At 51.1% G+C, this 25,016-nt stretch carries 20 protein-coding genes; 15 read left to right on the plus strand and 5 right to left on the minus strand.

Annotated features, from left to right (window positions below; genetic code table 11):
- Positions 1 to 41 precede the first annotated feature (41 nt).
- The 3 genes from Q1A04_RS05355 to Q1A04_RS05365 are packed head-to-tail and all read left to right on the plus strand — an operon-like array spanning position 42 to position 3,478.
- A complete protein-coding gene (locus tag Q1A04_RS05355; RefSeq protein ID WP_299702243.1) occupies positions 42 to 2,123 on the plus strand; it encodes a VWA domain-containing protein in 2,082 nt (693 codons plus the stop codon).
- 9 nt (positions 2,124 to 2,132) lie between these two features.
- Positions 2,133 to 2,744: a GNAT family protein gene (locus tag Q1A04_RS05360; protein WP_299702246.1), complete on the plus strand. Its 612-nt coding sequence runs from the start codon at positions 2,133 to 2,135 to the stop codon at positions 2,742 to 2,744.
- 44 nt (positions 2,745 to 2,788) lie between these two features.
- Entirely contained in the window at positions 2,789 to 3,478 is a 690-nt protein-coding gene (locus Q1A04_RS05365) for a pseudouridine synthase (protein ID WP_299702249.1), read from the plus strand.
- A gap of 1 nt (position 3,479) precedes the next feature.
- Here Q1A04_RS05365 and Q1A04_RS05370 read toward each other — a convergent pair whose 3' ends face one another.
- Entirely contained in the window at positions 3,480 to 4,442 is a 963-nt protein-coding gene (locus Q1A04_RS05370) for a YpdA family putative bacillithiol disulfide reductase (RefSeq protein WP_299703635.1), read from the minus strand.
- 254 nt (positions 4,443 to 4,696) lie between these two features.
- Between Q1A04_RS05370 and Q1A04_RS05375 the strand changes: the two genes are divergently transcribed.
- From Q1A04_RS05375 to Q1A04_RS05390, 4 genes are all read left to right on the plus strand, one after another.
- Positions 4,697 to 5,164 (plus strand): hypothetical protein, encoded by a 468-nt coding sequence (locus tag Q1A04_RS05375; RefSeq protein ID WP_299702252.1) that lies wholly within the window; start codon positions 4,697 to 4,699, stop codon positions 5,162 to 5,164.
- Positions 5,161 to 5,361, plus strand: coding sequence for a helix-turn-helix transcriptional regulator (locus tag Q1A04_RS05380; RefSeq protein WP_299702254.1), 201 nt, complete (start codon positions 5,161 to 5,163; stop codon positions 5,359 to 5,361). The genes Q1A04_RS05375 and Q1A04_RS05380 overlap by 4 nt, the downstream gene beginning before the upstream one ends.
- 122 nt (positions 5,362 to 5,483) lie before the next feature.
- The gene (locus Q1A04_RS05385) at positions 5,484 to 8,420 is read left to right on the plus strand and encodes a glycosyl hydrolase (RefSeq protein ID WP_299702256.1); all 2,937 of its coding nucleotides are present in this window, start codon (positions 5,484 to 5,486) and stop codon (positions 8,418 to 8,420) included.
- Between the two features lie 224 nt (positions 8,421 to 8,644).
- Positions 8,645 to 10,003 carry a M24 family metallopeptidase gene (locus Q1A04_RS05390; RefSeq protein ID WP_299702258.1) on the plus strand — a complete coding sequence of 453 codons (1,359 nt, stop codon included), beginning with the start codon at positions 8,645 to 8,647 and terminating at the stop codon, positions 10,001 to 10,003.
- Positions 10,004 to 10,098: 95 nt separating this feature from the next.
- Here Q1A04_RS05390 and Q1A04_RS05395 read toward each other — a convergent pair whose 3' ends face one another.
- Together Q1A04_RS05395 and Q1A04_RS05400 are read right to left on the minus strand one after the other, a co-directional pair.
- The gene (locus Q1A04_RS05395) at positions 10,099 to 10,665 is read right to left on the minus strand and encodes a PepSY-associated TM helix domain-containing protein (protein WP_299702260.1); all 567 of its coding nucleotides are present in this window, start codon (positions 10,663 to 10,665) and stop codon (positions 10,099 to 10,101) included.
- A 180-nt stretch (positions 10,666 to 10,845) separates the two neighbouring features.
- Positions 10,846 to 14,031 carry a glycosyl hydrolase gene (locus tag Q1A04_RS05400; RefSeq protein ID WP_299702263.1) on the minus strand — a complete coding sequence of 1,062 codons (3,186 nt, stop codon included), beginning with the start codon at positions 14,029 to 14,031 and terminating at the stop codon, positions 10,846 to 10,848.
- A 331-nt stretch (positions 14,032 to 14,362) separates the two neighbouring features.
- Between Q1A04_RS05400 and dnaK the strand changes: the two genes are divergently transcribed.
- The 3 genes from dnaK to Q1A04_RS05415 all read left to right on the plus strand — a co-directional run bounded on the left by dnaK (position 14,363) and on the right by Q1A04_RS05415 (position 18,513).
- Positions 14,363 to 16,294 carry a molecular chaperone DnaK gene (dnaK, locus tag Q1A04_RS05405; protein ID WP_299702266.1) on the plus strand — a complete coding sequence of 644 codons (1,932 nt, stop codon included), beginning with the start codon at positions 14,363 to 14,365 and terminating at the stop codon, positions 16,292 to 16,294.
- A gap of 234 nt (positions 16,295 to 16,528) precedes the next feature.
- Positions 16,529 to 17,233 (plus strand): hypothetical protein, encoded by a 705-nt coding sequence (locus tag Q1A04_RS05410; protein WP_299702268.1) that lies wholly within the window; start codon positions 16,529 to 16,531, stop codon positions 17,231 to 17,233.
- A 44-nt stretch (positions 17,234 to 17,277) separates the two neighbouring features.
- Positions 17,278 to 18,513, plus strand: a complete 1,236-nt coding sequence (locus Q1A04_RS05415; protein ID WP_299702271.1) for an outer membrane beta-barrel protein — start codon at positions 17,278 to 17,280, stop codon at positions 18,511 to 18,513.
- Positions 18,514 to 18,628: 115 nt separating this feature from the next.
- Here the strand turns inward: Q1A04_RS05415 and purE are convergent, their stop codons facing one another.
- On the minus strand, positions 18,629 to 19,153 hold the full coding sequence (purE, locus tag Q1A04_RS05420; protein ID WP_299702274.1) for a 5-(carboxyamino)imidazole ribonucleotide mutase: 525 nt from the start codon (positions 19,151 to 19,153) through the stop codon (positions 18,629 to 18,631).
- 1 nt (position 19,154) lies between these two features.
- Positions 19,155 to 20,285: a 5-(carboxyamino)imidazole ribonucleotide synthase gene (locus Q1A04_RS05425; protein ID WP_299702277.1), complete on the minus strand. Its 1,131-nt coding sequence runs from the start codon at positions 20,283 to 20,285 to the stop codon at positions 19,155 to 19,157.
- A gap of 149 nt (positions 20,286 to 20,434) precedes the next feature.
- Between Q1A04_RS05425 and Q1A04_RS05430 the strand changes: the two genes are divergently transcribed.
- The 5 genes from Q1A04_RS05430 (at position 20,435) to Q1A04_RS05450 (ending at position 24,920) form a co-directional block, all read left to right on the plus strand.
- Positions 20,435 to 21,052 (plus strand): MarC family NAAT transporter, encoded by a 618-nt coding sequence (locus Q1A04_RS05430; RefSeq protein ID WP_299702280.1) that lies wholly within the window; start codon positions 20,435 to 20,437, stop codon positions 21,050 to 21,052.
- A gap of 9 nt (positions 21,053 to 21,061) precedes the next feature.
- Entirely contained in the window at positions 21,062 to 21,832 is a 771-nt protein-coding gene (locus Q1A04_RS05435; protein WP_299702283.1) for a hypothetical protein, read from the plus strand.
- Between the two features lie 163 nt (positions 21,833 to 21,995).
- On the plus strand, positions 21,996 to 22,622 hold the full coding sequence (locus tag Q1A04_RS05440) for a MarC family NAAT transporter (protein ID WP_299702286.1): 627 nt from the start codon (positions 21,996 to 21,998) through the stop codon (positions 22,620 to 22,622).
- A 147-nt stretch (positions 22,623 to 22,769) separates the two neighbouring features.
- Complete coding sequence (gene hemE / locus Q1A04_RS05445) at positions 22,770 to 23,807, plus strand: uroporphyrinogen decarboxylase (protein ID WP_299702289.1); 1,038 nt, start codon at positions 22,770 to 22,772, stop codon at positions 23,805 to 23,807.
- An 18-nt stretch (positions 23,808 to 23,825) separates the two neighbouring features.
- Complete coding sequence (locus Q1A04_RS05450) at positions 23,826 to 24,920, plus strand: porin (RefSeq protein WP_299702291.1); 1,095 nt, start codon at positions 23,826 to 23,828, stop codon at positions 24,918 to 24,920.
- Positions 24,921 to 25,016 lie beyond the last annotated feature (96 nt).

The raw sequence follows: 25,016 nt of genomic DNA on the forward strand, positions 1-25,016 counted from the left end.
TTTTTTCTTAAACTCTCAAACTCCTAAATTCTCAAACTTCTTTGAACTCCTTCCGCCTCATAACGACTTATTCCCCTTGGCTGATACTGGCATGTCTGGTAGTGGGTGCGCTGTATGCGTGGCTGCTTTACAGCAAGCGGACGCCTTGGCCGAAGAGTATAAACTATGCCTTGGCGGCGGTGCGCTTTGCGGTGGTCAGTTTTCTGTGTTTCCTGCTGCTCGGTCCGTTGGTTAGGTATGTGAGCAACAGCACGCAGTCGCCTACCATTGTGTTTGCGGTGGATAATTCGCAGTCCGTGGCACTGTTCTCGGATTCCGTACAGCTGCAACAGACACAGCAGGGCCTGCAGGAGCTGCGCAACAGGCTGCAGGACCGAGGTATACAGACTGAACTGAGAGTTTTGGGCGAGTCCGATGCGCCTCAGAACTTAGGTGAATTGCAGTATGAACAGGAAACGACCAACCTGAGTCAACTGCTCCGCAACGTGCAGGAAGACTTTGAGCAACAGAACTTGGCTGGAGTGGTGCTGCTGTCAGACGGCATCGTGAACCAAGGCACCTCCCCTACCTACTCGAACTACAACTACACCATCTACCCCATAGCCGTAGGCGATACCGTCCCGAAAAAAGACATCGTGCTAGCCTCTTTACGCTACAACAAGGTAAATTACAGCGGCAACCGCTTTCCCCTCGAAGCAGAGGTGCAGCAGCAGGGTTTTGACGGGACCACGGTTACCGTACAGCTCAAGGAAAACAACAAAGTGCTTGACCGCAAAACCGTCACCCTTAAATCCGGTCAGCCGATACAGCAGGTGCCGTTTCAGGTAATGGCCGGGGGCCTTGGCAAGCGTCATTATGAAGTGGAGGTGCTGCCGCGGCAAGGTGAGTTCACTACGCTCAATAACTCCCGCAGCGCCTACATTGACGTGGTAAAAGGCAAGATCAAAGTACTAGTAGCTGCCGCTGCTCCCCATCCGGACATCAAAGCACTCCGGGCCGCCATCGAATCCAACGAGAACTATGAGACCGAACTGTTTATACCCGGGCTGACCACGCTCAAGCAGCAGGACTACGATGTGGCGGTGCTACACCAGTTGCCGGGCAGAACGGCTGGCGGTGAGGCGGCACTTAATCTGGTGCGCCAGAAGAACCTGCCTGCGCTATACATCATCGGCCCGCAGAGCGACATTGGTAATTTCAACCAGCTAAACGTCGGCATTCGTATTAATACGCCGGGTCAGTCAGACGAGGTGACCAGCGTGATCAACCCGAACTTCAGTACGTTTCAAGTAGCGGAGGATGCCACCGAGCGAGTGCAGCAATATCCGCCGGCCACCGTGCCTTACGGCGATTACCAGCTTGCGAGAAACACCGAAACGGTGCTTTACCAGCAGGTGGGCCGCGTGCGCACCAACAAGCCGCTACTAACCGTGCAGACTGTCGGCGACAAACGCAATGCCGCCCTCTTGGCCTCCGGCACATGGCAGTGGCGCCTCACCGAAACGGCCAATCACGAAAACGCCGCCGTGTATGACAAGCTGATCACCAACTTGGTGCAGCTGCTCACGGCCCCACGCAATAAAAAGCGCCTGAACGTATACCCGCAACTGAACGAGTATAGCAGCTCCGATGAGATTCGCTTCGCGGCCGAGGCCTATAACGAGGCGCTCGAGCCGATCTATGGCCAGAATATTACGCTCAAATTACGGAACACGGAAGGAACTGAGAAGTCATTTGATTTTGCGAATGGCGAGAATCAGTCTGGGGTGAACATCGGCACGCTGCCGGGAGGCCGCTATACCTATACCGCCTCGGCGCGCATCAACGGTTCGCTGCAACAGGACAAGGGCGAGTTTGTGGTGGAGGAGTTGCAACTCGAGGCGCTGCATGCAGTGGCTGACCACAACCTCCTGTATCAGCTTGGCAGTAACACGGGTGCTAAGTTATACTATCCTGCACAACTGCAGCAATTGGAAGAAGACATACTCAAAGCCGACTACAAGGACCTCATCTACAGTTCGGAGTCTCTCAACGACTTAGTGGATCTAAAATGGCTATTCTTTTTGATTCTGGGACTGGTATGCGCCGAGTGGTTTGTGCGTAAGTATAACGGAAGTTATTAGAGCAGCACTATGAAAAATTCAACCGTCCCTCAGTGTATCGTATTGGAAACAGAACGGCTATACCTGAGCGAACTGAGCCCGGCAGTTTACAACTATCTGTTTACTACCTGCAGCGATGAGGAGATCACAGCCTATCTAGGCTTAAAGAGCAAAGCCGAGCTGGCAGAAGAAAAAAATAAGTTCAAACTAGGGCTGACCACGTATTTTCACTCTTTCAGAAACTTTAGAATACTGGAAAAAGCCACGAACACGGTACTGGGCCGATGCGGTTACCATACGTGGATCGTGAGTCACAACCGGGCAGAGGTGGGCTACGCGCTGCTTGACGACAGCTATAAGCAAAAAGGCTACATGACTGAGGCGCTGGGGCCTATATTGGCCTACGGCTTTGAGGAGATGGGTTTGCGCCGCATCGAGGCGCTGGCCGCGGACTATAACACGCCTTCCATAAAATTACTGAATCGGTATGGCTTTCAATTCGAGGGCGTCGTGCGGGAGCATTATGTGGTGAATGGTGTGAACGAAGACTCCGTGCTCTACTCCATCATCCGCCCCGAATACGACCAGCTTAAATCATCTTGGAATCTGCAGTTTCTAATTCGTCAGCCCGAGCAGGTATAGCTTTAGACACCCCTTTCTAACTTTTGACTTTCGAACTTTCTATCTTGAAATACTTCCTCCTCAACAAGCCTTACGAAGTCCTCACTCAGTTTACGGATGAGACAGGGCGCGCCACGCTCAAAGATTTTGTTCCCGTACCGGAAATCTACCCGGTCGGCCGCCTCGACTACGATAGTGAAGGCTTAGTGCTTTTGACCGATGACAAAGCCCTGCAGCACCGCCTTTCCGATCCGAAGTTTAAAATTGAAAAGACTTACTGGGTGCAGATGGATGGCATACCTACCGAAGAGGCGCTGGAGGAATTGCAGCGTGGCGTGATGATCAAAAATGTAAAGACCGCGCCTGCCAAAGCCCGCTTGCTGGAAGAAGAACCGCAGGTATGGGAGCGCTCCAAGCCCATCCGTTTCCGAAAGGAGATTCCGACCTCTTGGGTAGAGATCAAAATATCGCAAGGCATGAACCGACAGGTGCGCCGCATGACGGCTGCCGTAGGCTACCCTACCCTGCGCCTGATCCGTCCGGCCATCGGGCCACTTAGCCTAGACGAGCTGCAACCCGGCGAGTACCGCGAACTGACAAACGAGGAAGTGACAGAATTGAAGCGCCTGACAGCGGGAAGTAGTTTTGGGACTGGCAGCAGACCCAGAAAGACTGGCGGCACTACAAAAAACACAGGTGGCCGGCATTATGAAAGCCGCAACAACTCCAGCCGGAAGAAACGGATTGACAGATAGGTTATTTTTTGAGGATATCCCGCACAATCTTCACGGCATGCTCCCGCGAGTTCTCGATAAACCAGACGTGCGTTTCCATGCCCCCGCATACCACGCCCGCTAGGTATAGCCCGGGCATGTTCGTCTCCATAGTCTCCGGGTTGTGGTAAGGGTGCCGGAAAAAGTCATCAGACAGCTTCACGCCTATTTTCTCTAAAAAGGGGAAGTTCGGCTGGTAACCCGTCATGGCCATCACATAGTCATTGGGTATCGTCAGTTTGCCGTCCGGCGTCTGGATATCCACCTCCTGCTCCCGAACCTCCGTCAGGCTGGAGTTGAAATAAGCCTTGATACTGCCCTCGGCAATGCGGTTTTCCAGATCAGGCTTGGTCCAATACTTGATGCGGCCGAGTTCTCCTTCCCGGACCACCATAGTCACATTGGCTCCTTTGCGCCACGTCTCCAACGCCACGTCCGCCGAGGAATTGTTGGCCCCTACCACCACAATTTTCTGTTTGTAATAAAAGTGCGGGTCGTAATAGTAGTGTCGCACCTTAGGCAAGTCCTCCCCGGCTATACCCAGTTTATTCGGGATGTCATAAAAACCTGTCGCCACGATCACGTGCCTCGCTTTATACTTTGCCTTACTTGTGTTGACATGGTATACTTTTTCCTCCTGCGCTATACCTGTCACTTCCTCGAACAGCCTGATGTTTAGCTGTTCGACATCCGCCACCCGACGGTAATATTCCAATGCCTCGCTGCGGTTAGGCTTGGCATGGATGGACGGGAACGGAAAGCCGCCGATCTCCAGCCGGTCGGCAGTGGAGAAAAAGGTCATATTTAGCGGGTAGTGAAAGAGTGAATTGGTGATGGTGCCTTTCTCAATGATTATATAGCTTAATCCGGCATTTTTCGCCTCCAGTCCGCAAGCCAGCCCGATGGGGCCACCGCCAACTATAAGTATGTCGAAGGTATCGTTCAAAGTATCGTATTTTAATGGGTAACTACCAGCGACTGGCAGTGTGTTAGAGCGAATATACGCAACGTCTGGCATAGCAGTAATACCACATCCAACTCAATTCAGGGACGTTTGCCAAATCCGCCACTTCGTTTATATAGCGGTTTACCCAACTATTGCGTCTATTCATGTAATAAAATTCATACATAATGTAAAATACACTTGCATAATGTAAAATTTACTTTACATTTGATACGGATTTTAAACGAAATATAAACATGAAAACACGTTACCTTTTTCCTAACCGGTTTAAGATGATCGGCTGGATACTTTTGATTCCTTCCACAATAGTGGGTCTGCTTATCATGCTTTTCGATTACTATGTTTTTAACCTAGAGGGTACTGTATTTGCTGTGTATGATGGAGGCATTCTTGAAAAATCGAGGGCTTTTGCATTTGTCGAAAATAACATCGTAGATGAATTAGTGGCGATACTGGGTATAGTAGGTGGTTTACTTGCCGCTTTCTCAGAAGAAAAGGATGAAGATGAATACATCGCCAAGATCCGGCTGGAGTCGCTGCTTTGGGCTACTTATATCAACTATGGATTTCTATTGTTTTCGGTGATTTTCATTTACGGCTGGGGCTTTTACCAGGTCATGCTGTTCAACATGTTCACAGTGCTCTTTATCTTTTTGGTGCGCTTCAACTTTATTCTTTACAAAACAGCCAGAGCAGTCGCATGAAGAACACTATAAAAGTTGAACGGGCTATCCATAATTTCACGCAGGAAGACTTAGCTAAAAAGATTGGTGTCAGCAGGCAGACCATCAATGCGATGGAAGCCAACAAGTATGTACCATCCACTGTGTTAGCACTGAAAATTGCCCGTGTTTTCAGTAAACCTGTAGAGGATATCTTTGCGCTGGATGAAACCGATTAGCTTGCTGTCGGTAGGGCTGACTCTTGAATGTACCCCTTAAGCGGGCCACTCTCTTCCAAATTCCAGTGCAATTTCTTAGCTTTAGACACTAAAGCTAAACTAACCTTACCAAATTCTACATAATGCAAAAACGTATACTTTCGGTAGCGCTGCTGGTGGCCCTGAGCGGGGGAGCTGTGCAGGCTCAGAAGAAAGCACCAAAGCAGCCGGCCTACACCCCAGCCAAAGAGCGACTGCAGGGATTCGAAAAGCGCCAGCAACTGGACCAGAACTCCCTTGTAAAGAACGTGGCCTTCCGGAACGTGGGACCGACCGTGCAAAGCGGCCGTATCACTGACTTGGACGTGAACCCAAAAGATCCGACTAACTTCTACGCGGCCTATGCCTCGGGCGGACTCTGGAGAACAATCAACAACGGAATCTCTTTCGAGCCGATTTTTGACAACGAAGCGGTGATGACCATCGGTGACATTGCCGTGGACTGGAACAACAACGAGACCATCTGGATTGGTACCGGCGAGAGCAATTCCAGCCGCTCCTCCTACTCGGGCGTGGGTGTTTACAAAAGCACCGACGGTGGAAAGTCATGGCAGCACATGGGCCTCGACGACACGCACCACATCGGCCGCATCGTTCTGCACCCGACCGACCCGAACACCGTTTGGGTCGCAGCTGTGGGTCACCTGTACTCGCCAAACAAAGACCGTGGCGTTTATAAAACCACAGATGGTGGCAAGACATGGAAGAAGACACTGTACACTGACGAGAACACCGGTGCCATTGACATGGTGATTGATCCGAAGAACCCAAACAACGTGTATGCAGCCATGTGGCACCGCGAGCGCCGTGCTTGGGATTTTGTGGAAGGCGGAAAAACCTCTAGCATTCACAAGTCAACGGATGGCGGCAACACGTGGACCCGTGTGAGCACCGAGGGCAGCGGCTTCCCGACATCGGCTGGCGTGGGCCGCATCGGTCTGGATATTTACCCGGACAACCCAAACATCATCTATGCTTTCTTGGACAACCAAGACCTACGCCAAGTAGAGAAGAAGGAGCCAAAGGCGGGAGAACTGCAGAAAGACCAGTTCAAAGGGATGACAACAGAGGCCTTTTTGGCGCTGAATGACAAAAACCTGAACGACTTCTTCGACAACAACCGCTTCCCGGCCAAGTATACCGCCAAATCGGTGAAGGCGGATGTGAAAAGCGGCAAGATCAAGCCATCTGCTTTGGCCACATACTTGGAAGACCCGCTGGCTGTAACTACAGAAGCTCCGGTGAAAGGCGCTGAGGTATACCGCTCCGAGGACGGTGGCCAGACATGGAAGAAAACGCATGACAAGCCGATCGACGACATGTACTCGAGCTACGGCTACTACTTTGGTGTGGTGCGTGTGGCGCCTTACAATCCGGATAAGATCTATATTTTGGGTGTGCCAATCCTGACTTCAGATGACGGCGGCAAAACGTTCCGCAATATCGAGGGCGACAATGTGCACTCCGACCACCAAGCCCTTTGGGTAAGCCCGGACAAGCCCGGCTACCTGATTAACGGCAACGACGGTGGCTTGAACATCACGATGGATGATGGCAAAACATGGGCGATTGCCAATACCCCTTCGGTGGGCCAGTTCTATGCCGTGGCTGTGGACATGGAAAAACCATACAACATCTATGGTGGCCTGCAGGACAACGGCACGTGGTACGGACCGAGCAATTACAAAGCCAGCACCTCTTGGACCCAAACCGGCCGCTACCCTTACCAGCGAATTGGCGGTGGTGACGGTATGATGGTGCAGGTAGACTTCCGCGACAATAACACGGTATACCTCGGTTCACAGTACGGCAACTACGCTCGTGTGGACAAGCGAACGGGCCAGCGCGTCTCAGTGAAGCCAACACATGAGTTGGGCGAAACACCGCTCCGTTTCAACTGGGAAAGTCCGATCCACCTGAGCCGCCACAATCAGGACATTCTGTACTTCGGCTCCAACAAATTCCACCGCTCCATGAAGAAGGGCGAGGAGATGCAAACCCTCTCCGGCGACCTGACCAACGGCGGTCTGAAAGGCGATGTGGGCTTTGGGACGCTGACCTCTATTGACGAGTCTCCGCTGAGGTTCGGCCTGCTCTATACCGGTTCAGACGACGGGGCGATCCATGTGTCGAAAGACGGCGGCTACAACTGGGAGAACATCACTAAGAAATTGCCACAGAACATGTGGGTATCTACCGTGGTAGCTTCTAATCACAGCGAAAACCGTGTGTATACTTCACTGAACGGCTACCGTTGGGATGACTTCACGCCCTACCTGTACGTGTCGGAGGACAACGGCAAGAAGTGGGAGCGTTTGGGCAGCAACCTGCCAGCCGAGGCCATCAACGTGATTAAAGAAGACCCGAAGAATGCGAGCCTGCTTTACGTAGGCACCGACCACGGCCTGTACATCTCGCTTGACCGCGGCAAAACTTTCATGCAGATGCGTAATGGCATGCCAGCTGTTTCAGTGCACGATGTGGTGGTACATCCGCGCGACAACGATTTAATCGTGGGCACGCATGGCCGCTCGATCTACATCGCCAATGTGGAGCACCTGCAGCAGCTGACACCTGAGGTTCAGAACCAGAAGCTGCACCTCTTCGCGTTCCAGCCAGTGCAGTATAATGCCCGCTGGGGCCAGTCGTGGGGCGCATGGGGCGAGCCAATGGAGTCTACGCTGGAGATCCCGTATTACACTGCGCAGGCAGGTACCGCCACTATCCGCATCAAGACGGACAAAGGACAGCTGCTAAAAGAGCTAAAGGACGAGCATGAGCGCGGCCTGAACTACGTGAACTACAACTTCTCTATAGACGAAGCCAATGCCAAAGCCTACGAAACTGCCCTCAATAGCAGCAAGAAAGAAGGCGAGGAAGCGGTAAAAGTAGAAGCCGCTGACAACAAAGTAATCTATCTGCAGCCGGGCAAGTATACCGTGGAGGTAGAGACGGCCGATGGTGGCAAGGCTACTTCTGAGTTTACTTTGAAAGCGCCAGAAAGAAGATCGAGAAGCTAGTCTTGTATCTTGCTATACCCGATGCAAAGGCAGTTCCGAAAGGGACTGCCTTTGCTGTTTTAAGGCAATCTGTAAAAGCCTGCATTTATCATTCCATGGGTACTTTTTGAGAGAAATCATGTTGGGGCACTATAAACCAAGCTGAAATGGTGTTACCCATTAGATTTCTTTCAAGTTATACCAATTCCCCTATCTTTGTTAGAAGCGCTATACAGTCTCTCCTTATGAAAAAACTTCTCTCCTTTCTCTTTGTACTAGTAGTGGCAATACCAGTCACAGCTCAACAGATGCCTGCCATTCTTCCGCTGCAGGAGCGTGCCGTACTCGAAGATAAACTGCTGCAGGAGCGGCTTGACAACCTCCTACCTACCCTCATGCGGAAGGAAGGTATAGACATGTGGTTAATCATTGCACGGGAATACAATGAAGACCCCGTGATTAGAACCATGCTGCCAGCTACTTGGCTGGCTGCCCGGAGAAGAACCATTCTGCTCTTTTATGACAATGGAAAAACTGTAGAACGGCTGGCAGTAGCGCGATATGATGTCGGCAACTTGTTTAAAGGGGCTTGGAACCCGGAACAAGAGCCGGATCAGTGGAAACGACTGGCCTCCCTCATTGCTGAGCGCAATCCGAAGAAGATCGGGCTGAACTATTCCCCCCACTTCGGCCACGCCGACGGACTGGCAAAAATTGAATGGGACAACCTGATGCGCTACCTGCCCAAAGCACAGCAAAAGCGAGTAGTATCGGCTGAAAAACTGGCAGTGGATTGGCTGCAGTTACGCACAGAAACCGAGTTGAAGCTGTATGAACAGATCAGCCAGATAGGCCACAGCATTATCGCGGAGGGCTTTTCTGAAAAAGTGATACAACCCGGCAGCACGACGACCGATGATGTGGTCTGGTGGTTTCGGGAGCGTATTGCGGAACTGAAGTTGGAGGCTTGGTTTCACCCGACCGTGGATGTGCAACGGGCTAACCCGGGAGCCGGTGATTCCGAAAGATCATTTGCTGAACGCCCTGCGCAGGAGGTGATCCTGCACGGCGACTTAGTACATGTGGACTTGGGCATCACTTACCTTAAACTGAACACCGACGTGCAACAGCTGGCGTATGTGCTCAAGCCTGGAGAAACCAACGCCCCCGATTACCTGAAGGAAGCGCTGGCCATTGGCAATCGCTTGCAGGATATCCTGACCAGCCATATGAAGCTCGGCAAAACTGGCAACGAAGCACTAAAGGCGACACTCGCACAGGCAAAGCAGGAGAACATTGTAGCGAGTATTTACTCCCATCCCATCGGCTATCACGGTCACGGGGCCGGTCCCGCCATCGGGATGTGGGACAAGCAAGAGGGTGTGCCCGGCACGGGCGATTACCCGCTGCAACTTAACACGGCCTATGCCATCGAGCTGAATGCAAAAGTCACGCTACCGGATTGGAACAATAAAGAGATCCGGGTGATGCTGGAAGAGCAGGCGGTGCTCACTCCTTCAGGCATCCGCTACATTAATGGCCGACAAAAAGAACTGCTGCTGATTCCGCGACAGAGCAAAACGGGTAATTACCTCCAGCAATAGGCGAAGTTTAATCAGATTACGCGTCGTTCAAGTGAGAAGGCAGGGGCTTTAGTGTCCTCTCATTGCCACCAATTGCAAATGCCTCCTCATCGCCATTACTCGCTTTTGATCTGTCGAATTTTTTTCGGGTAAAACCACAGGAAGAAACCTGTAACGGAAATCATCAACAGCCCAAAGCCGAGCACGTTCATGGAGAGCAGCTTAAAGAGATCACTGATGATGGAGCCGTCGTGTATCTTTTCTATCCAGTCGGAGTGGCGACGGGCTACCGAGAGCACTTTGCCGGTGCTGGCATCGAGCTGCACCTCCCAGCTTCCTTCCTTAAAGATGGTTTTGACTATGCCCTTGTCCAAACGGGCCTCGATGCGGTCGATGGGGTTGTTGTTGATAGCCTCCGCCGAGTCCAATCCGGCGAGCGAACGGGACGACAACTCAGCAAGCGGCAGCCACTGCTGCAGATCGGTAGTGGCTCCTTTCTGAGTGGGTGGTTGTAACAAGTCCACATCCTTCTTCCAGCCTAACAAGATACCGGTCACGCTGCTGATCAAAATGAAAACGCCCAAAAATAGTCCCAAGTAGCGGTGGTACACTCGGAAGTTACGCAGCCGGTCAGCGAGGCTTCGCACTTTTTGTTTGACGCGGGTGGTAGTACTGGTACTCAAAATTTACAGGGAATAGGTATAGCAGCACAATATCCTATAAAAGACGCAGATAAACAATGTGCAGCCATCGGTCAGTTGAAATTAGGTACAAATGAGAAGAGAAGGAAAACCTGCTTTAAAACAGGAAGCCCTGCCAATGATGGCAGGGCTTTCCATTTACTTTAGCGGCACGTGCTATACCTACAGCGATCCCGTTGCAGGAGCTGCCTCGGCTTTCTTCACTGATATCGCATCAACACCCTTCTCCTTTACCAGCCTGTTCAGCGCCGGCACATCCTGCGCCTGTACTTGCTTGAACAGGCTCAACTGCTCGTCGATTTGGGTGGTGATCTCCTTCTTATAGGCATAGGCTTGGTCAGTCGGACGGAAGTCGCCGGTGCTCACCTGCCCCACGAGATTCGCCAGTTTGTTATTGAGGCGAATCGGGAAGTTAAGCGGGTCCTGTCCACTGCGGTTCTTCGTCTGGTACAGTGCCTCTTCAATGGCGGTGATCTTCTTATCAATGGCCGTGGCAGACTCCACGACATCTTTGTAACTCTCCTGCCCTTTCAAGTTTCCTTTGAGTGTGTTCAGCTGGGCACGCATGGTACGGATCTCTTTGATCGCATCATGTGTTTCGGTCAGCTTTTCACGCACCTCCGTCAGGAATGCGAACTGCGCCGCCCTATCCTCTGGCGTGGCTTTGGTGCGCGGGTCCGGCAGGATCGTGAAGGCTGTTTCCTGACTCTCCTTGTTCACTGTCAGCTTCGCCTTGTAGTTGCCGGGTATAGCCTTTGGTCCCTGCAGGCCACCACCCCACAGAATGATACCATCAAAGCGACTGGCCTCCGGATAGCGCATGTCCCACACAAAGCGGTTCAGCCCTTCCTTCACTTCCAGCTTGTCCTTCTTCTCTTTGGCATTGCTGGTATAGCTTCGGATCAGTTTGCCGTTCTGGTCCATGATCTCCAGTTGCACCACCATGGCAGAGTCCGGTTTTTGTGGCAGGTAGTAATGCACCATCACCCCACCCGGGTGGTTCTCACCTGCTGTTTTCGAAGGCCCTCTGTTACCGCCATCCATTTTGTAGCTGTCCAATGGCTTGTACAGGTGGAATTTGCTCTTCGCTATACCTTGGTTCAGCTGGTGCAGCGGTGTCAGGTCGTCGATAATCCAGAAGCTGCGGCCTTGCGTGGCAGCGATCAGGTTGTCATTTTTGATGGTCAGGTCCGTGATCGGCACGATCGGCAGGTTCAACTGCAATGGCTGCCAACTCTGACCGTCGTTGAATGACACATACATTCCATATTCGGTGCCGGCATATAGCAAGCCGTCGCGCTTCGGATCAGCGCGCACTACGCGGGTAAAGTGGTGGTCCGGTATACCTGTCGTTATCTTGGTCCACGTTTTACCGTAGTCGGTTGTCTTGTAGAGGTATGGGCTGAAGTCGCCGGACTTATACATGGTGGCGGCTACATAAGCGGCTCCCTTCTGTGTTGGGTGCGCCTCAATGCTGTTGATCTGGATCCACTCCGGCATGCCCTTCGGCTGTACCTTTGTCCAGTTTTTGCCATTGTCGCGGGTCACGTGGATCAGGCCGTCATCGGAACCCGTCCAGATCACGCCCGGCTCTACCGGCGACTCGTTGATGGCGAAGATGGTGCCGTAGTACTCCACGCTGGTGTTGTCCTTGGTGATCGGTCCACCTGATGGTCCTAGCTTTGTTGAGTCGTTGCGCGTCAAATCCGGACTAATCAGCTCCCAAGACTGCCCCTCGTTGTAGGTCACGTGCACGTGGTTGGACGTGGAGTAGAGTTTCTTCGGGTTGTTTGGTGAGAACATGATCGGGAAGTTCCACTGGAAGCGGTACTTCATACCTTCTGCGCCGTGGCCCATCGGGTTGTCCGGCCATACGTTGATCACGCGCTCCTGTCCGTTGCTGTGGTCCACGCGCGATAAAAAGCCGCCGTAGTTACCACCATACACAATCTCCGGGTTTTCCGGATTCACAGCGAGGTGCGCACTCTCCGAACCAGCAGTTTCTTCCCAGTCTTTTTCAGAGATATTCCAGCCCGTAGAGCGGTGGCTGATGCGCACGGTTGAGTTGTCCTGCTGTGCACCGTAAATGCGGTAGGGGAAGTGATTGTCGGTTACCACGCGGTAAAACTGGCCAGTTGGCTGGTTATTCATCGTGCTCCAGTTCATGCCGCCGTCGGATGTTACCTGCGCACCACCGTCATCGGCAATTACCATGCGCGACGGATTCTCCGGTGCGATCCAGAGGTCGTGGTGGTCGCTGTGTCCGGCGTAGGCGGATGTAAAGGTTTTGCCGCCGTCTTTGCTCCGGTGGTAGGCCACGTTCAGCACGTATACCACATCCTCATCTTTCGGGTCTGCATACACGCGGGTATAGTACCAGGCCCGCTGGCGCAGGTTACGGTCGTCGTTCACTCTGGTCCAAGTCAGGCCGCTGTCATCGGAGCGGAACAGGCCGCCTTCTTCTGCCTCTACCATTGCGAACACACGGTTAGAATTCACAGGCGATACTGTCACGCCAATGATGCCGAGTGTGCCTTTCGGAAGACCTTCGTTCTTTGAGATGTCTTTCCAAGTTTCACCTCCGTCAGTACTTTTCCAGATACCCGAGCCCGGTCCGCCCGAAGATAAGCTATACGGATTACGGCGCACATTCCAAGTCGTGGCATACAGGTGGCGCGGGTTGTTCGGGTCGAGAATCAGGTCAACGGCACCGGCATCCTTGTTGGCAAAGAGTGTTTTCTTCCACGTTTTGCCGCCATCTGTGCTCTTGAATACTCCGCGCTCCTCATGCGACTTGTACAGGTCGCCCATCACAGCTACAAACACAATGTCCGGGTTTTGCGGATGGATGCGGATGCGTCCGATGTGCTTTGAGTCTTTCAGGCCGATGTGCTGCCATGTCTTACCGGCGTCCACGGATCGCCATACGCCATGACCGGAAGACACGTTGCCGCGCACCGTTTTCTCCCCTTCCCCTACATAGATTACGTTGGGATCGGCCTCACTTACGGCCACTGCGCCTATCGAACCGCCAAAAAAGCCGTCTGAGATATTCTCCCAAGTGGAGCCGCCGTCAGTTGTGCGCCATACGCCACCGCCCACAGAGCCAAAGTAGTAGAGGTTTGGTTTGCCGGGCACGCCCGCTACCGTGGCTGATCTTCCGCCGCGATGTGGGCCGATGGAGCGCCACGTCATGCCATTGTAGAGTTTCGGGTCAAAAGTAGCGACAGCCTCTTTTTGCTTGCTGCTGCGTGACTTTTGTTTTTGGGCTGCAGCATCGGGCGATGCAAAAGCCAAAGCTAGCAGCAAACAGGCGGCCGTACCTGTTCTGTAAAAGGTTCTTTTCATGAAAAGGTGAGTAAGAGTTTGATAGCTTGTTGTGTTTGGGCTAATGAGTTATAAAAGATCGGGAAGAAAAGCAAACAGAAACAGATGCAATTTTAAGGAATGTCCACCTTGGCAGCACGAGTACAATACTGCAGTAAAAGAATCAGGTGTAGGAAATTATGTCGCATCAGGTATAGACAAACCGGACAGGGTAAGACAAAAAGGAAAGTTGCCACACATCCTGTGACAGAATGACAGACGAAACAGGCATATTTTGCCTTGGCACATACCTTGATAGATTGCTACCAACAGTAAAAAGGAAATTGTAATAGAATCTTAATAAAACTATAGAATGGGAAAGATAATTGGTATAGACTTAGGTACAACCAACTCCTGCGTTGCCGTAATGGAAGGTAACGAGCCAGTGGTTATTCCTAACAGCGAAGGCCGCAGAACTACTCCGTCTATCGTCGCTTTCTTGGACGGCGGCAAAGGCGAGCGTAAGGTAGGTGACCCTGCCAAGCGTCAGGCAATCACAAACCCGCAAAACACGATTGCTTCGATTAAGCGCTTCATGGGCCACAGCTACAATGAGGTGAGCGAAGAAGCGAAGCAGGTGTCTTACAAAGTGGTACAGGGTGGCAACAACACGGTACGTGTAGAGATCGGTGATCGCCAGTACACACCACAGGAAATCTCGGCGATGGTACTTCAGAAAATGAAGGCTACAGCAGAAGACTACCTAGGCACAACTGTAACAGAAGCGGTTATCACGGTACCGGCTTACTTCAACGACGCGCAGCGTCAGGCTACAAAAGAGGCCGGCCAGATTGCGGGTCTTGAAGTGAAGCGTATCATCAACGAGCCGACAGCGGCAGCGCTGGCTTACGGCCTCGATAAAAAACACAAAGACCAGAAGATCGCGGTATTCGACTTAGGTGGCGGTACGTTTGATATCTCTATCTTGGAGCTGGGTGATGGCGTGTTTGAAGTACTATCTACCAACGGTGATACACACTTGGGTGGTGACGACTTTGACGCGAAGATCATTAACTGGCTGGCGGATGAGTTTAAGAACGACGAAGGCTTGGACCTGCGCAAAGACCCAATGGCGTTGCAGCGTTTGAAAGAAGCAGCTGAGAAAGCGAAGATTGAGCTTTCTTCTTCTAACGAAACAGAGATTAACCTGCCGTACATCATGCCGGTTGACGGTGTGCCAAAGCACTTGGTACGCAAACTGACACGCGCTAAGTTCGAGCAGTTGACTGACGACCTGATTCGTCGTTCGATGGACCCTTGCAAGAAGGCCCTTCAGGATGCAGGCCTATCTACTTCTGACATCGACGAGGTGATCTTGGTAGGTGGTTCTACCCGTATCCCAAGAGTGCAGGAAGAAGTTGAGAAGTTCTTCGGCAAAAAGCCTTCTAAAGGTGTGAACCCGGATGAGGTGGTAGCCATCGGTGCTGCAATTCAGGGTGGTGTACTCACAGGTGAAGTAAAAGACGTACTTCTGCTGGACGTAACTCCACTTTCACTGGGTATCGAGACCATGGGTGGTGTGATGACGAAGTTGATTGAGTCTAACACGACAATCCCTACTAAGAAGTCTGAGACGTTCTCAACTGCTTCGGATAACCAACCATCGGTAGAGATTCACGTGCTGCAGGGTGAGCGCCCAATGGCGAAAGACAACCGTACGATCGGTCGCTTCCACCTAGACGGCATTCCACCAGCACCACGCGGTGTTCCGCAAATCGAAGTAATCTTCGATATCGACGCCAACGGTATCCTGCACGTAACGGCCAAGGACAAAGCGACTGGCAAAGAGCAGAAGATCCGTATCGAGGCTTCTTCTGGTTTGAGCGAGCAGGAGATCGAGAAAATGCGTCAGGAAGCTGAGGCTAATGCTGAGTCTGATAAGAAGGCGAAGGAAGAGATCGAGAAGCTGAACGCGGCTGACTCTATGATCTTCCAGACCGAAAAGCAGCTGAAAGAGTATGGCGAGAAGCTGTCTGAAGGCAATAAGTCTAACATCGAAAGTGCACTGGGTCAGCTCAGAACAGCACACGGCGCGAAAGACATTGCTGGAATCGACGCAGCCATCGAAGGCCTGAACAACGCTTGGCAGGCGGCCTCTCAGGAGATGTACGCTGCCGGCGCCGGACAGGAAGGCGCAGCTGGTGCAGCCGGCAATGGTCAACAGGCAGGCGGCCCGCAGGGCGCAGGCACTGACGACGGCGGTGTAACCGACGTTGACTACGAAGAAGTAGACGGCAAGAAATAAGAATAACTCAAACTATAGTAAAAATCCCCGGCTGGTTCAGTCGGGGATTTTGTTGTTTTAACTATACCTTAGAGTTATCAGGAATATTAGTTTTAAAGCCTGCAACCAACTATATGATGAACAATAAAAGAGTCTGATACTAGATAAGTTGCTTTGGAAGAATTCCCTGCCTATGGAGCTACGTGTTTAACTTGGTCATTAGGTAGTGAATGTATTTCTGTACTAACTTCGCACATGAAACAAATACTACTATTCATCATCTGTTGCATCGCTTCCGGAGCGTGCTATGCACAAGTACAAACTGACAATATGCTGATAGGCGGTACCTTAGGCAGCAATGTGAACCGTCCGCACGCACCTGCCCCTTCCTCGAGCACTTTTACGGTGAAGCCTGTTGCAGGAAAATTCTTCAGCGAAAAGTGGATGCTAGGTGTCAGCGGTGAATACCGGATACAGCATGTTAAGAGCGACCAGCATATTACGCAAAACACTGGCAACAACGAAATACAGCATTATAGATTTGCAAACCCCAAAAGCCAGACACTATCCATTGGCCCCATGGCGCGTTACTATCAGGAAGTGATACCTAAGGTATATGCTTTTGGGGAGAGCAGTATAGGTTATAGCACTGTGAAAAACCAGTATGAGTTCAGCACTTATGTAACAAACCAATACGGAGAGGAAAAATATAGGTCTACGAGTGATGGGGCTGTCAAAACTCAGTACCTGTATGGCAATATCAGTCCAGGTATTGTATTCTTTCCTGTAACCAATTTAGGTTTAGAATTGAAGGCAAATGTGATAAACTATACCCATGGCATTGGCGATGGCCTAAATCAGGATCCGAACACATTTATGCTTAACCAGAACATGGAGAGGAACCTGCAAGTCAACTTCACATTGGCATCGACAAGTATTGGGGTAGGCTATTATTTTTAAATACAATTATTAACAACAGGTATACATTTATTCAATTTCACTACATGAAACACCTTTACCTTACCCTTTTAGCTTTTTTATTTTTTGCACAGGCTTTTGCCCAAAAGGACTTCCGTACCGGTTACATTGTGCAAGATCATGACACCCTCCGAGGCTATGTTGACTACCGAGGTGCTAACCGAAACTCAAAAACGGCCACTTTTAAATCCACTCTCGAGTCAACTGAACAGGCTTACACCCCTGCTCAGTTAGCTGGCTATGGGTTTGACAAGGAGAATAAAGCCTATGAGTCTAAAGTCGTGCCTGCCACAGAGACTCAGCCAGAACAACTGCTTTTTTTGCATGCTCTCGTTAAAGGGAAGGCCAGCCTCTACAACTACCGTGACGACCTTGACCGGGACCGTTTTTACTTCTCGAAGGATAATGCCGTTTTGGTCGAACTAACGGAACATAACTATACCAGCAAAGATCCTAAAACAGGCAAAACCTATCGCACAGTGGAAAAGCCTTATCTGGGTGTACTAGGCTCTGCCTTCTACGACTGTGCTTCACTTAGCGAGAATCGCCTCAAGACTGTTGCACTTCAGCACAGCTCACTTACAAAAGTGGTGCAGACTTATAACCAGTGCATGGGAAGCACACAGTACGCAAAGGAGCCCAAGAAAACTTCATACAAACCTGTTCCGATGCTTACTTTTTCCATCCCTTCTTTAAACATGGCTGGCGAACACTCCTACGCAAAGGGGTCTTATAGCAGCACGGGGATAGGTTTGGGAGCTGGAGTTGCCATGCAGGTTTCAAATCCCGCTGTCAGCGAAAAAATTTCTCTATTGTTTGAGTTACTTTATGCGCCCTATCGATTTGAGGGTACTGTACAAACCAACTATAGCTCAGGAAGAACTACTGTTCATGAACTTCTTTTCGACCTACACTACTTAAAACTGCCCGTTCAGCTACGATATACATTCCCTAAAGGGAAAGTAAGACCTTTTATTAATGTAGGCGCATCCTATTCCTACGCTGTATACACAAACAGGCAACTAAAAACCACCAGCACGTTCCATAGCACAAGTTATACCGAGGAGTCTGAGGCTCTTCCGGGTAGCGATTTTAGACCTAGTATGCTTGGAACCTTGGGAGGAATAGGCATTATGTACCCGATAAAGGACAGAACACTGTTTTTGGAGACTCGCTACGAATCCGCCGACGGAATCTCTCGGATTATTATGCTGCCTAGCAGTATCAAAACCTTTAGTCTAATGGCAGGATACAGCTTTTAAAAAGGTTCTATCACAGTTCTCTAAAAACATAGAAGCCGGACCACAAATGGTCCGGCTTCTATGTTTCCGGGATGTCAGCTAAGGATCAACAATAGCCTATCCAGATCCATTGCGCTTAGTCTAGGTCACGGTCGCCACGGCGTAGTTCCTCTACCGAGCGCATTACCTTATCTTTCAGGCTTACCTTGTACTTCTCCAGTTTGTCAGCCACAGCGGCGTTGGATGTGCCTATTATTTGCGCAGCCAGTATACCTGCGTTAAGGGCTCCATCTAGCGCAACAGTTGCCACCGGAACACCACCCGGCATTTGCAGGATGGAGAGCACAGAGTCCCAACCATCGATAGAGTTGCTAGACTTCACAGGCACGCCAATTACAGGAAGTGTTGTGATGGAAGCCACCATGCCCGGCAGGTGCGCTGCACCACCGGCTCCGGCGATGATCACTTTCAGTCCTTTTTTGCGGGCCTGCTCGGCGTACTCAAACATGCGGTGCGGGGTGCGGTGCGCCGACACGATGGTAATCTCAAAAGGAACACCCAAGTTCTCTAAAATCTCAGCGGCGGCATCCATTACTTTCATGTCAGACTGGCTGCCCATGATAATGCCTACCAGCGGCTGCGTATTTGTTTCATTAGACATATTATGCGATTACTTTGATGACGTTTCTGATTTGCTCGGCCCGCTGCTGTGCTTCCTGCAGGTCGGTGCCCAGCACGGTGATGTGTCCCATCTTACGGGCGGCGCGGGTGTACTTCTTGCCATACAGGTGAATGTAAACGCCCGGCACGGCTAGTGCGTCCTGTAAACCTTCGTACTTGGCTTCGCCGTCGTAACCCGGTTCTCCGAGTAAGTTGAGCATTACAGCGGCACTCTGAATGTCGGTGCTGCCGAGCGGCAGATTCAGGATGGCACGCAGGTGCTGCTCGTACTGCGAGGTATAGTTCGCCTTAATGGTATGGTGGCCACTGTTGTGCGGACGAGGCGCCACTTCGTTCACCAGTATCTGTCCGTCCTTGGTTAGGAACATTTCCACGGCTAGTATACCTACCATGTCAAACGACTCGATCACGCGGGTAGCAATCTCGATGGCAAGGCGCTGCAGTTTGTAAGGCACGTTGGCCGGAGCAAAAAGCGAATCCACCAAGTTGTGCTCTGGATGGAAACTAAGCTCTACAACCGGAAATGCCGTTACCTGTCCGTTAGCATTGCGGGCCACGATCACGGATATCTCCTTCTCAAAATCCACCAACTTCTCCAGCACCGACGGCTCTGTAAAGCCCTTGCCCAGATCAGCATCGCTTTGCAGTCGGGTTACGCCGCGGCCATCGTAGCCCTCGCGGCGCAGCTTCTGGAAAGCCGGCAGAAAATCGGTGTTGGCTTTGAGCTCTTCGGCGTCTTTCAGGATTCTGAAATCTGCTGTAGGTATAGCATGGCTCTTGTAAAATTCTTTCTGTAGGCCTTTATCCTGAATGGTGCGCACGGTGCGGGCATCTGGGTATACCTTCACGCCTTCCTGTTCCAGTTTTTCGAGGGCATCGGCATTCACATGCTCAATCTCAATGGTGAGGATGTCGCAGTTCTTACCAAACTCATACACGGTGTCGAAGTCGCGGAAGCTGCCTACGTAGAACTCGTGGCACACGTCTTTGCAAGGCGCGTTTTCGTCCGGGTCGAGCACCAAGGTATAGAGGTTAAAATCGAGTCCGGCCTGTATGAGCATGCGGCCCAGTTGCCCGCCGCCCAGTATCCCGAGCTTTACTTCTCCTTTCATAGTGTGTTGCTTAGGGTGTTTACTACCCAAAATTAAGGATAATGTTTTAATCGCCTTGCCTCCCCGGCGATTTCTATACCTGCTAAACGCTGTTCTTTGGTTTTATATTGATTAAAAACTATATTGGAGGTTCTACGTTTATCGCTTCCATGGAAATTATTCTTGCCACGCTTTCTGCCCTTTTCTCCGTTGTGAACCCTTTCGGGGCCATGCCGGTATTCCTGACGCTCACCCAAAACGACACAACCGAACAACGTAACCAGCAGGCCCTCAAGGCTTGTCTGTATATGGTAGGTATACTGGCAGTCTTCTTTCTGGCTGGGCAGTACGTGCTCAATTTCTTCGGTATCCGCATCCACGACCTGCGCATCGCGGGCGGGCTCATGATCATGCGGGCCGGTTTCGAGTTGCTCACACCGGGTGGCAGCAATAAAAAAGTATCGCCGGATGTGGTGGAGGAAGCGCAGCATAAAGAAGATATTTCCTTTACGCCGCTGGCCATGCCGATGCTCTCCGGTCCGGGGGCCATAGCCGTGAGCATTGGTCTGTTCACCACTTCCCTTTCCTTCTTGGACATGACCTTGATCCTAGTCGGCATTATCCTGCTGGCCGCCATTAGCTATGTGATTCTTCGCTTCTCGACACAGCTTACCCGTTTCATGGGCAAAGCGGGCCTGTCGGCACTCTCCCGTATCATGGGCTTTATTGTGCTTTCAATCGGGGTGAATTTCATTGTGTCGGCAATTTATGCGCTGTTTTTGTCGTAGTCACACAGCATGAATCTTCTGCGTAACCCTTTTTTAAAACTGGCTCTTCGGTATACCTTTCGGATGCTGGTCGGGGTACTAGGTGTGGTGCTCATTTGGGATAAAGAGGGGCATCTTGCCTTTATAATAGGTATAGCCGGCGGTCTGTATGCGCTCTGGAACCTATCTCTATTAGGCATGCTTGGTGAGGCACGTGCCGCTTTGAAATACCCTGAGTATAACGAACCGGTTGTACCAGACTCTAAACTCGAAAAGTGGTTGCACCGTCTGGCTTTAGCCTTTTTTTACGCTACGCTGCTCGGTTCTGGCATCTGGTGGCCACCCTTGGACAACCACATCCACACCAACGACTTTCTGATTATTTATGGCCTATTGGGCGTTGCACTTGCTACCGTGACCACCTCTATCTTAAAGAAGATGATGCCAAGCTTCTTTAAAAACAATCATACAAGAGCCGTTGCCATTCTGGGCTTATGGTTAAGCATTGCAGCTTGTACGGTAATGATCGCCGGACACTACAACATGGCAACAGCCAAAGCTAACCTGAGAACTGAAAAAGCCTTTGTGCAGCAGAAAACCAAAAATGTAAGCACCAGCACACGCTACCTATACCTTCAACTTGCCACCCACGAAGAACGATTTTCGCCAAGGAAAGCAAGTGAGTGGGATGCCATAGCAGTCGGCGACTCACTGGAGCTTACTGTTGGCAAGGGTGAACTCGGCTATAGCTACATTTTTCATTTTAAGCGGAGCCACTCAAGTGCGAGTGACTTAAAATGATGGCGTCTTTTAATGAAATCTCTTCAAAGGAGTTCTGTATCGAAGCGCCTGCATTTGACAACCAATCTTTCTTGCAAGACACTTAACAAACATAAAACATGGCGGTAACGCAGGCGTAATTTCCGGGTTATAGCTTTGCATCAGAAAACAACCTGACCAAGCTATGGAAATGATGCTGGCCACTTTTTCGGCCCTGTTTAGTGTGGTAAACCCCTTCGGGGCGATGCCTGTATTTCTCACCCTCACCCAAGACGACACGCCCTCGAACCGCAACCAGCAAGCGTTGCGCGCCTGCATTTACATGGCGCTCATTCTGGCGGTGTTTTTTCTGGCCGGGCAGTACGTGCTCAACTTTTTCGGCATCCGGCTGCACGACATCCGCATTGCGGGCGGACTCATGATCATGAAAGCGGGTTTTGAGCTGCTTTCCAGTAAAGCGCACCGGGGCAAGAAAGTATCGAAAGGCGTGCTGAAAGAGAGTATGCAAAAAGAAGACATTTCCTTCGCCCCACTGGCTATGCCGATGCTGTCCGGCCCGGGGGCCATAGCCGTGAGCATCAGTATGTATTCCGATGCACTCCAAATCATAGATTTAGGCCTTGTTGTGACAGCCATTATCGCGCTTGCCCTAGTTGCATACCTGATTCTTATCTTTTCACACCAGTTGCTGCAGTTTCTGGGCAAGGCTGGTTTGTCGGCTTTGTCACGCATTATGGGTTTTATGGTGCTGTCGATTGGGGTGAATTTTATTGTGACTGGGATACAGGGGCTGTTTTTTACAGAGGTATAAATAAAGCTTCCGTTTTGGCTATACCCTCCAAAATTTCCAAACCACTTCATCCCGCACAGAGTACACCAATTAACATGACATTTGCCCTGCTGTTTGATGATAACAATCATCTTCCGACAGTCAGCATTTTTAACGTATCTTTGCGCCATGGAATTGAAGAATGACCTGCTTATAAGAGCCGCCAAAGGAGAAACCGTAGAACGTACTCCGGTGTGGCTGATGCGCCAAGCCGGCCGCATCTTACCCGAATACAGAGCCGTACGCGAAAGCCTGAGCGGATTTAAAGAACTGGTGGAAACCCCTGATCTGGCCGCCGAAGTAACCATCCAACCCGTGGACATCTTGGATGTGGACGCCGCCATCATTTTCTCTGACATCCTCGTAGTGCCGGAGGCCATGGGCTGTACCTATGAAATGGTGGAGAAGCGCGGACCGTGGTTCCCCAAGACGATCCGTACTGAGGCTGACTTAGCAAGACTTCGTGTAGCTGACCCGCACGAGCATTTGGGTTATGTACTGGAAGCCATCAAAGTAACCAAAAAAGCACTGAACGGACGAGTGCCGCTTATCGGTTTTGCCGGTGCGCCATGGACAATCCTGGCTTACATGGTAGAGGGAAGCGGCTCGAAGACGTTCTCGCATGCACGCGGTTTGCTGTATACCAACCCTAAACTGGCGCACCAGATGTTGCGCATGATCACCGACACCACCATTGCCTACCTCAAAGCACAGGTAGAGGCGGGTGCCAACCTGATCCAAGTGTTCGACTCTTGGGCAGGTATACTCACGCCAGCACACTACCGCGAATTCTCATTGCCTTACATCAGTGAGATTTGTAATGCCATCAACGACGTGCCGGTAACGGTGTTCGCCAAAGGCGCTTTCTTTGCGCTGGAGGATTTCAGCAAACTCAACTGCGAAACCATCGGTCTCGACTGGAACATGGACATCAAAACGTCCAGAGCCCAAGTTGGTCCTAACAAGACGCTGCAAGGCAACATGGACCCATGCTTACTGTACAGCTCGTTCGAAACAATTGAGCGTGAAACCATTAATATGTTGAAGGAATTTGGTCCGCAGCGCCACATTGCCAACCTTGGCCACGGCGTATACCCAGATACCGACCCGGAGAAAGTGAAATGCTTTATCCAGACTGTAAAAGCGTATAGCGGAGTAAGAGCGTAAGAGTATAGCTGAGAAGCCGTGATAAGAGCCACCATTTTAGCCATATCGCTACTGAGCTCCATCAACGCTTTTGCACAAACAGATACCACCATGTCGGCAAATCCTGAAGTTCGCTTCGAAGGGTTTGCCGACATTTTTTATGCCTATGATTTCAACAAACCCACTGCAGGCTATCGGCAGCCCTTTCTCTACAACCACAACCGCCACAACGAGTTCAACCTGAATCTGGGTTTGCTCCGGGCCAGTGTAGAACACGACAGGTATAGGGGCGCTTTGGCTTTGCAGGCAGGCACGTATGCCTCCGACAATTATGCAGCCGAAGAAGAGGTAATGCGCCATGTGTTCGAGGCCAACGCAGGTATAGCGCTGGATAGGCAGTCAAAGGTCTGGCTTGATGCGGGTATCATGGGCTCACACATCGGGTTTGAGAGCGCCATCTCTGCCGATAACCTGACGCTTACCCGCTCCTTGCTGGCTGAGAACTCCCCCTATTTTCTCTCTGGAGCAAAACTGACCTATGCTCCTACACCAGACTGGACACTGGCCGCTTTGGTCGTAAACGGCTGGCAGCGCATCCGACGGGTGCCCGGGAATTCATTACCCTCTTTCGGCACACAGGTAAACTATGCGCCGCACGACAACCTGACCCTGAACTGGAGCACGTTTATCGGCACCGACGACCCGGATGCTCTCCGGAGAATGCGCTACTTCAACAATGTTTATGGGCAGTTTGGGATTGGTGAGCGAACTACTTTGATCGCAGGATTTGACATTGGAATACAGCAACAGAGTAAGGGAAGTAGCAGCTACCACACATGGTACAGCCCGGTAGTCATCGCGCAGTATAAATTAAGTGAAGCATGGGCTATGGCCTTCCGCGCCGAGCACTATTCTGACAGAAATGAGGTAATTATAACTGCTCCGGTCGGGACTAACGGTTTTCGGGCCACCGGCCTCTCCGCTAACGCCGATTATAGTCCACACTCAAACGTGGTCTGCCGTATAGAAGCCCGCTGGCTGAAAGGGCAGGAAAACATTTTTGAAAAAGATGCTGGCTCAACTTCCAATAATTTTGCTCTCCTTTCTTCTATTGCCTTTCGGTTTAAGAAATGATGAATTATCTGTTAAATGGTTGAATGGCTAAATTGTTAGGTGCACAAATCCGGCAGGTAATTGGTGCACGATTTGGACAGGTCGCGACCTGTCCCT

Origin of the sequence: uncultured Pontibacter sp. (assembly GCF_947499215.1) — a bacterium.
Classification (GTDB): Bacteria; Bacteroidota; Bacteroidia; order Cytophagales; family Hymenobacteraceae; genus Pontibacter.

What these genes read in the sequence shown, in the direction of transcription:
- Q1A04_RS05360 (WP_299702246.1), top strand. Translation starts at nt 2,133, where the DNA reads ATGAAAAATTCAACCGTCCCTCAGTGTATCGTATTGGAAACAGAACGG.
- Q1A04_RS05375 (WP_299702252.1), top strand. Translation starts at nt 4,697, where the DNA reads ATGAAAACACGTTACCTTTTTCCTAACCGGTTTAAGATGATCGGCTGG.
- Q1A04_RS05380 (WP_299702254.1), top strand. Translation starts at nt 5,161, where the DNA reads ATGAAGAACACTATAAAAGTTGAACGGGCTATCCATAATTTCACGCAG.
- Q1A04_RS05385 (WP_299702256.1), top strand. Translation starts at nt 5,484, where the DNA reads ATGCAAAAACGTATACTTTCGGTAGCGCTGCTGGTGGCCCTGAGCGGG.
- Q1A04_RS05390 (WP_299702258.1), top strand. Translation starts at nt 8,645, where the DNA reads ATGAAAAAACTTCTCTCCTTTCTCTTTGTACTAGTAGTGGCAATACCA.
- Q1A04_RS05400 (WP_299702263.1), bottom strand. Translation starts at nt 14,031, where the DNA reads ATGAAAAGAACCTTTTACAGAACAGGTACGGCCGCCTGTTTGCTGCTA.
- dnaK (WP_299702266.1), top strand. Translation starts at nt 14,363, where the DNA reads ATGGGAAAGATAATTGGTATAGACTTAGGTACAACCAACTCCTGCGTT.
- Q1A04_RS05410 (WP_299702268.1), top strand. Translation starts at nt 16,529, where the DNA reads ATGAAACAAATACTACTATTCATCATCTGTTGCATCGCTTCCGGAGCG.
- Q1A04_RS05415 (WP_299702271.1), top strand. Translation starts at nt 17,278, where the DNA reads ATGAAACACCTTTACCTTACCCTTTTAGCTTTTTTATTTTTTGCACAG.
- purE (WP_299702274.1), bottom strand. Translation starts at nt 19,153, where the DNA reads ATGTCTAATGAAACAAATACGCAGCCGCTGGTAGGCATTATCATGGGC.
- Q1A04_RS05425 (WP_299702277.1), bottom strand. Translation starts at nt 20,285, where the DNA reads ATGAAAGGAGAAGTAAAGCTCGGGATACTGGGCGGCGGGCAACTGGGC.
- Q1A04_RS05430 (WP_299702280.1), top strand. Translation starts at nt 20,435, where the DNA reads ATGGAAATTATTCTTGCCACGCTTTCTGCCCTTTTCTCCGTTGTGAAC.
- Q1A04_RS05435 (WP_299702283.1), top strand. Translation starts at nt 21,062, where the DNA reads ATGAATCTTCTGCGTAACCCTTTTTTAAAACTGGCTCTTCGGTATACC.
- Q1A04_RS05440 (WP_299702286.1), top strand. Translation starts at nt 21,996, where the DNA reads ATGGAAATGATGCTGGCCACTTTTTCGGCCCTGTTTAGTGTGGTAAAC.
- hemE (WP_299702289.1), top strand. Translation starts at nt 22,770, where the DNA reads ATGGAATTGAAGAATGACCTGCTTATAAGAGCCGCCAAAGGAGAAACC.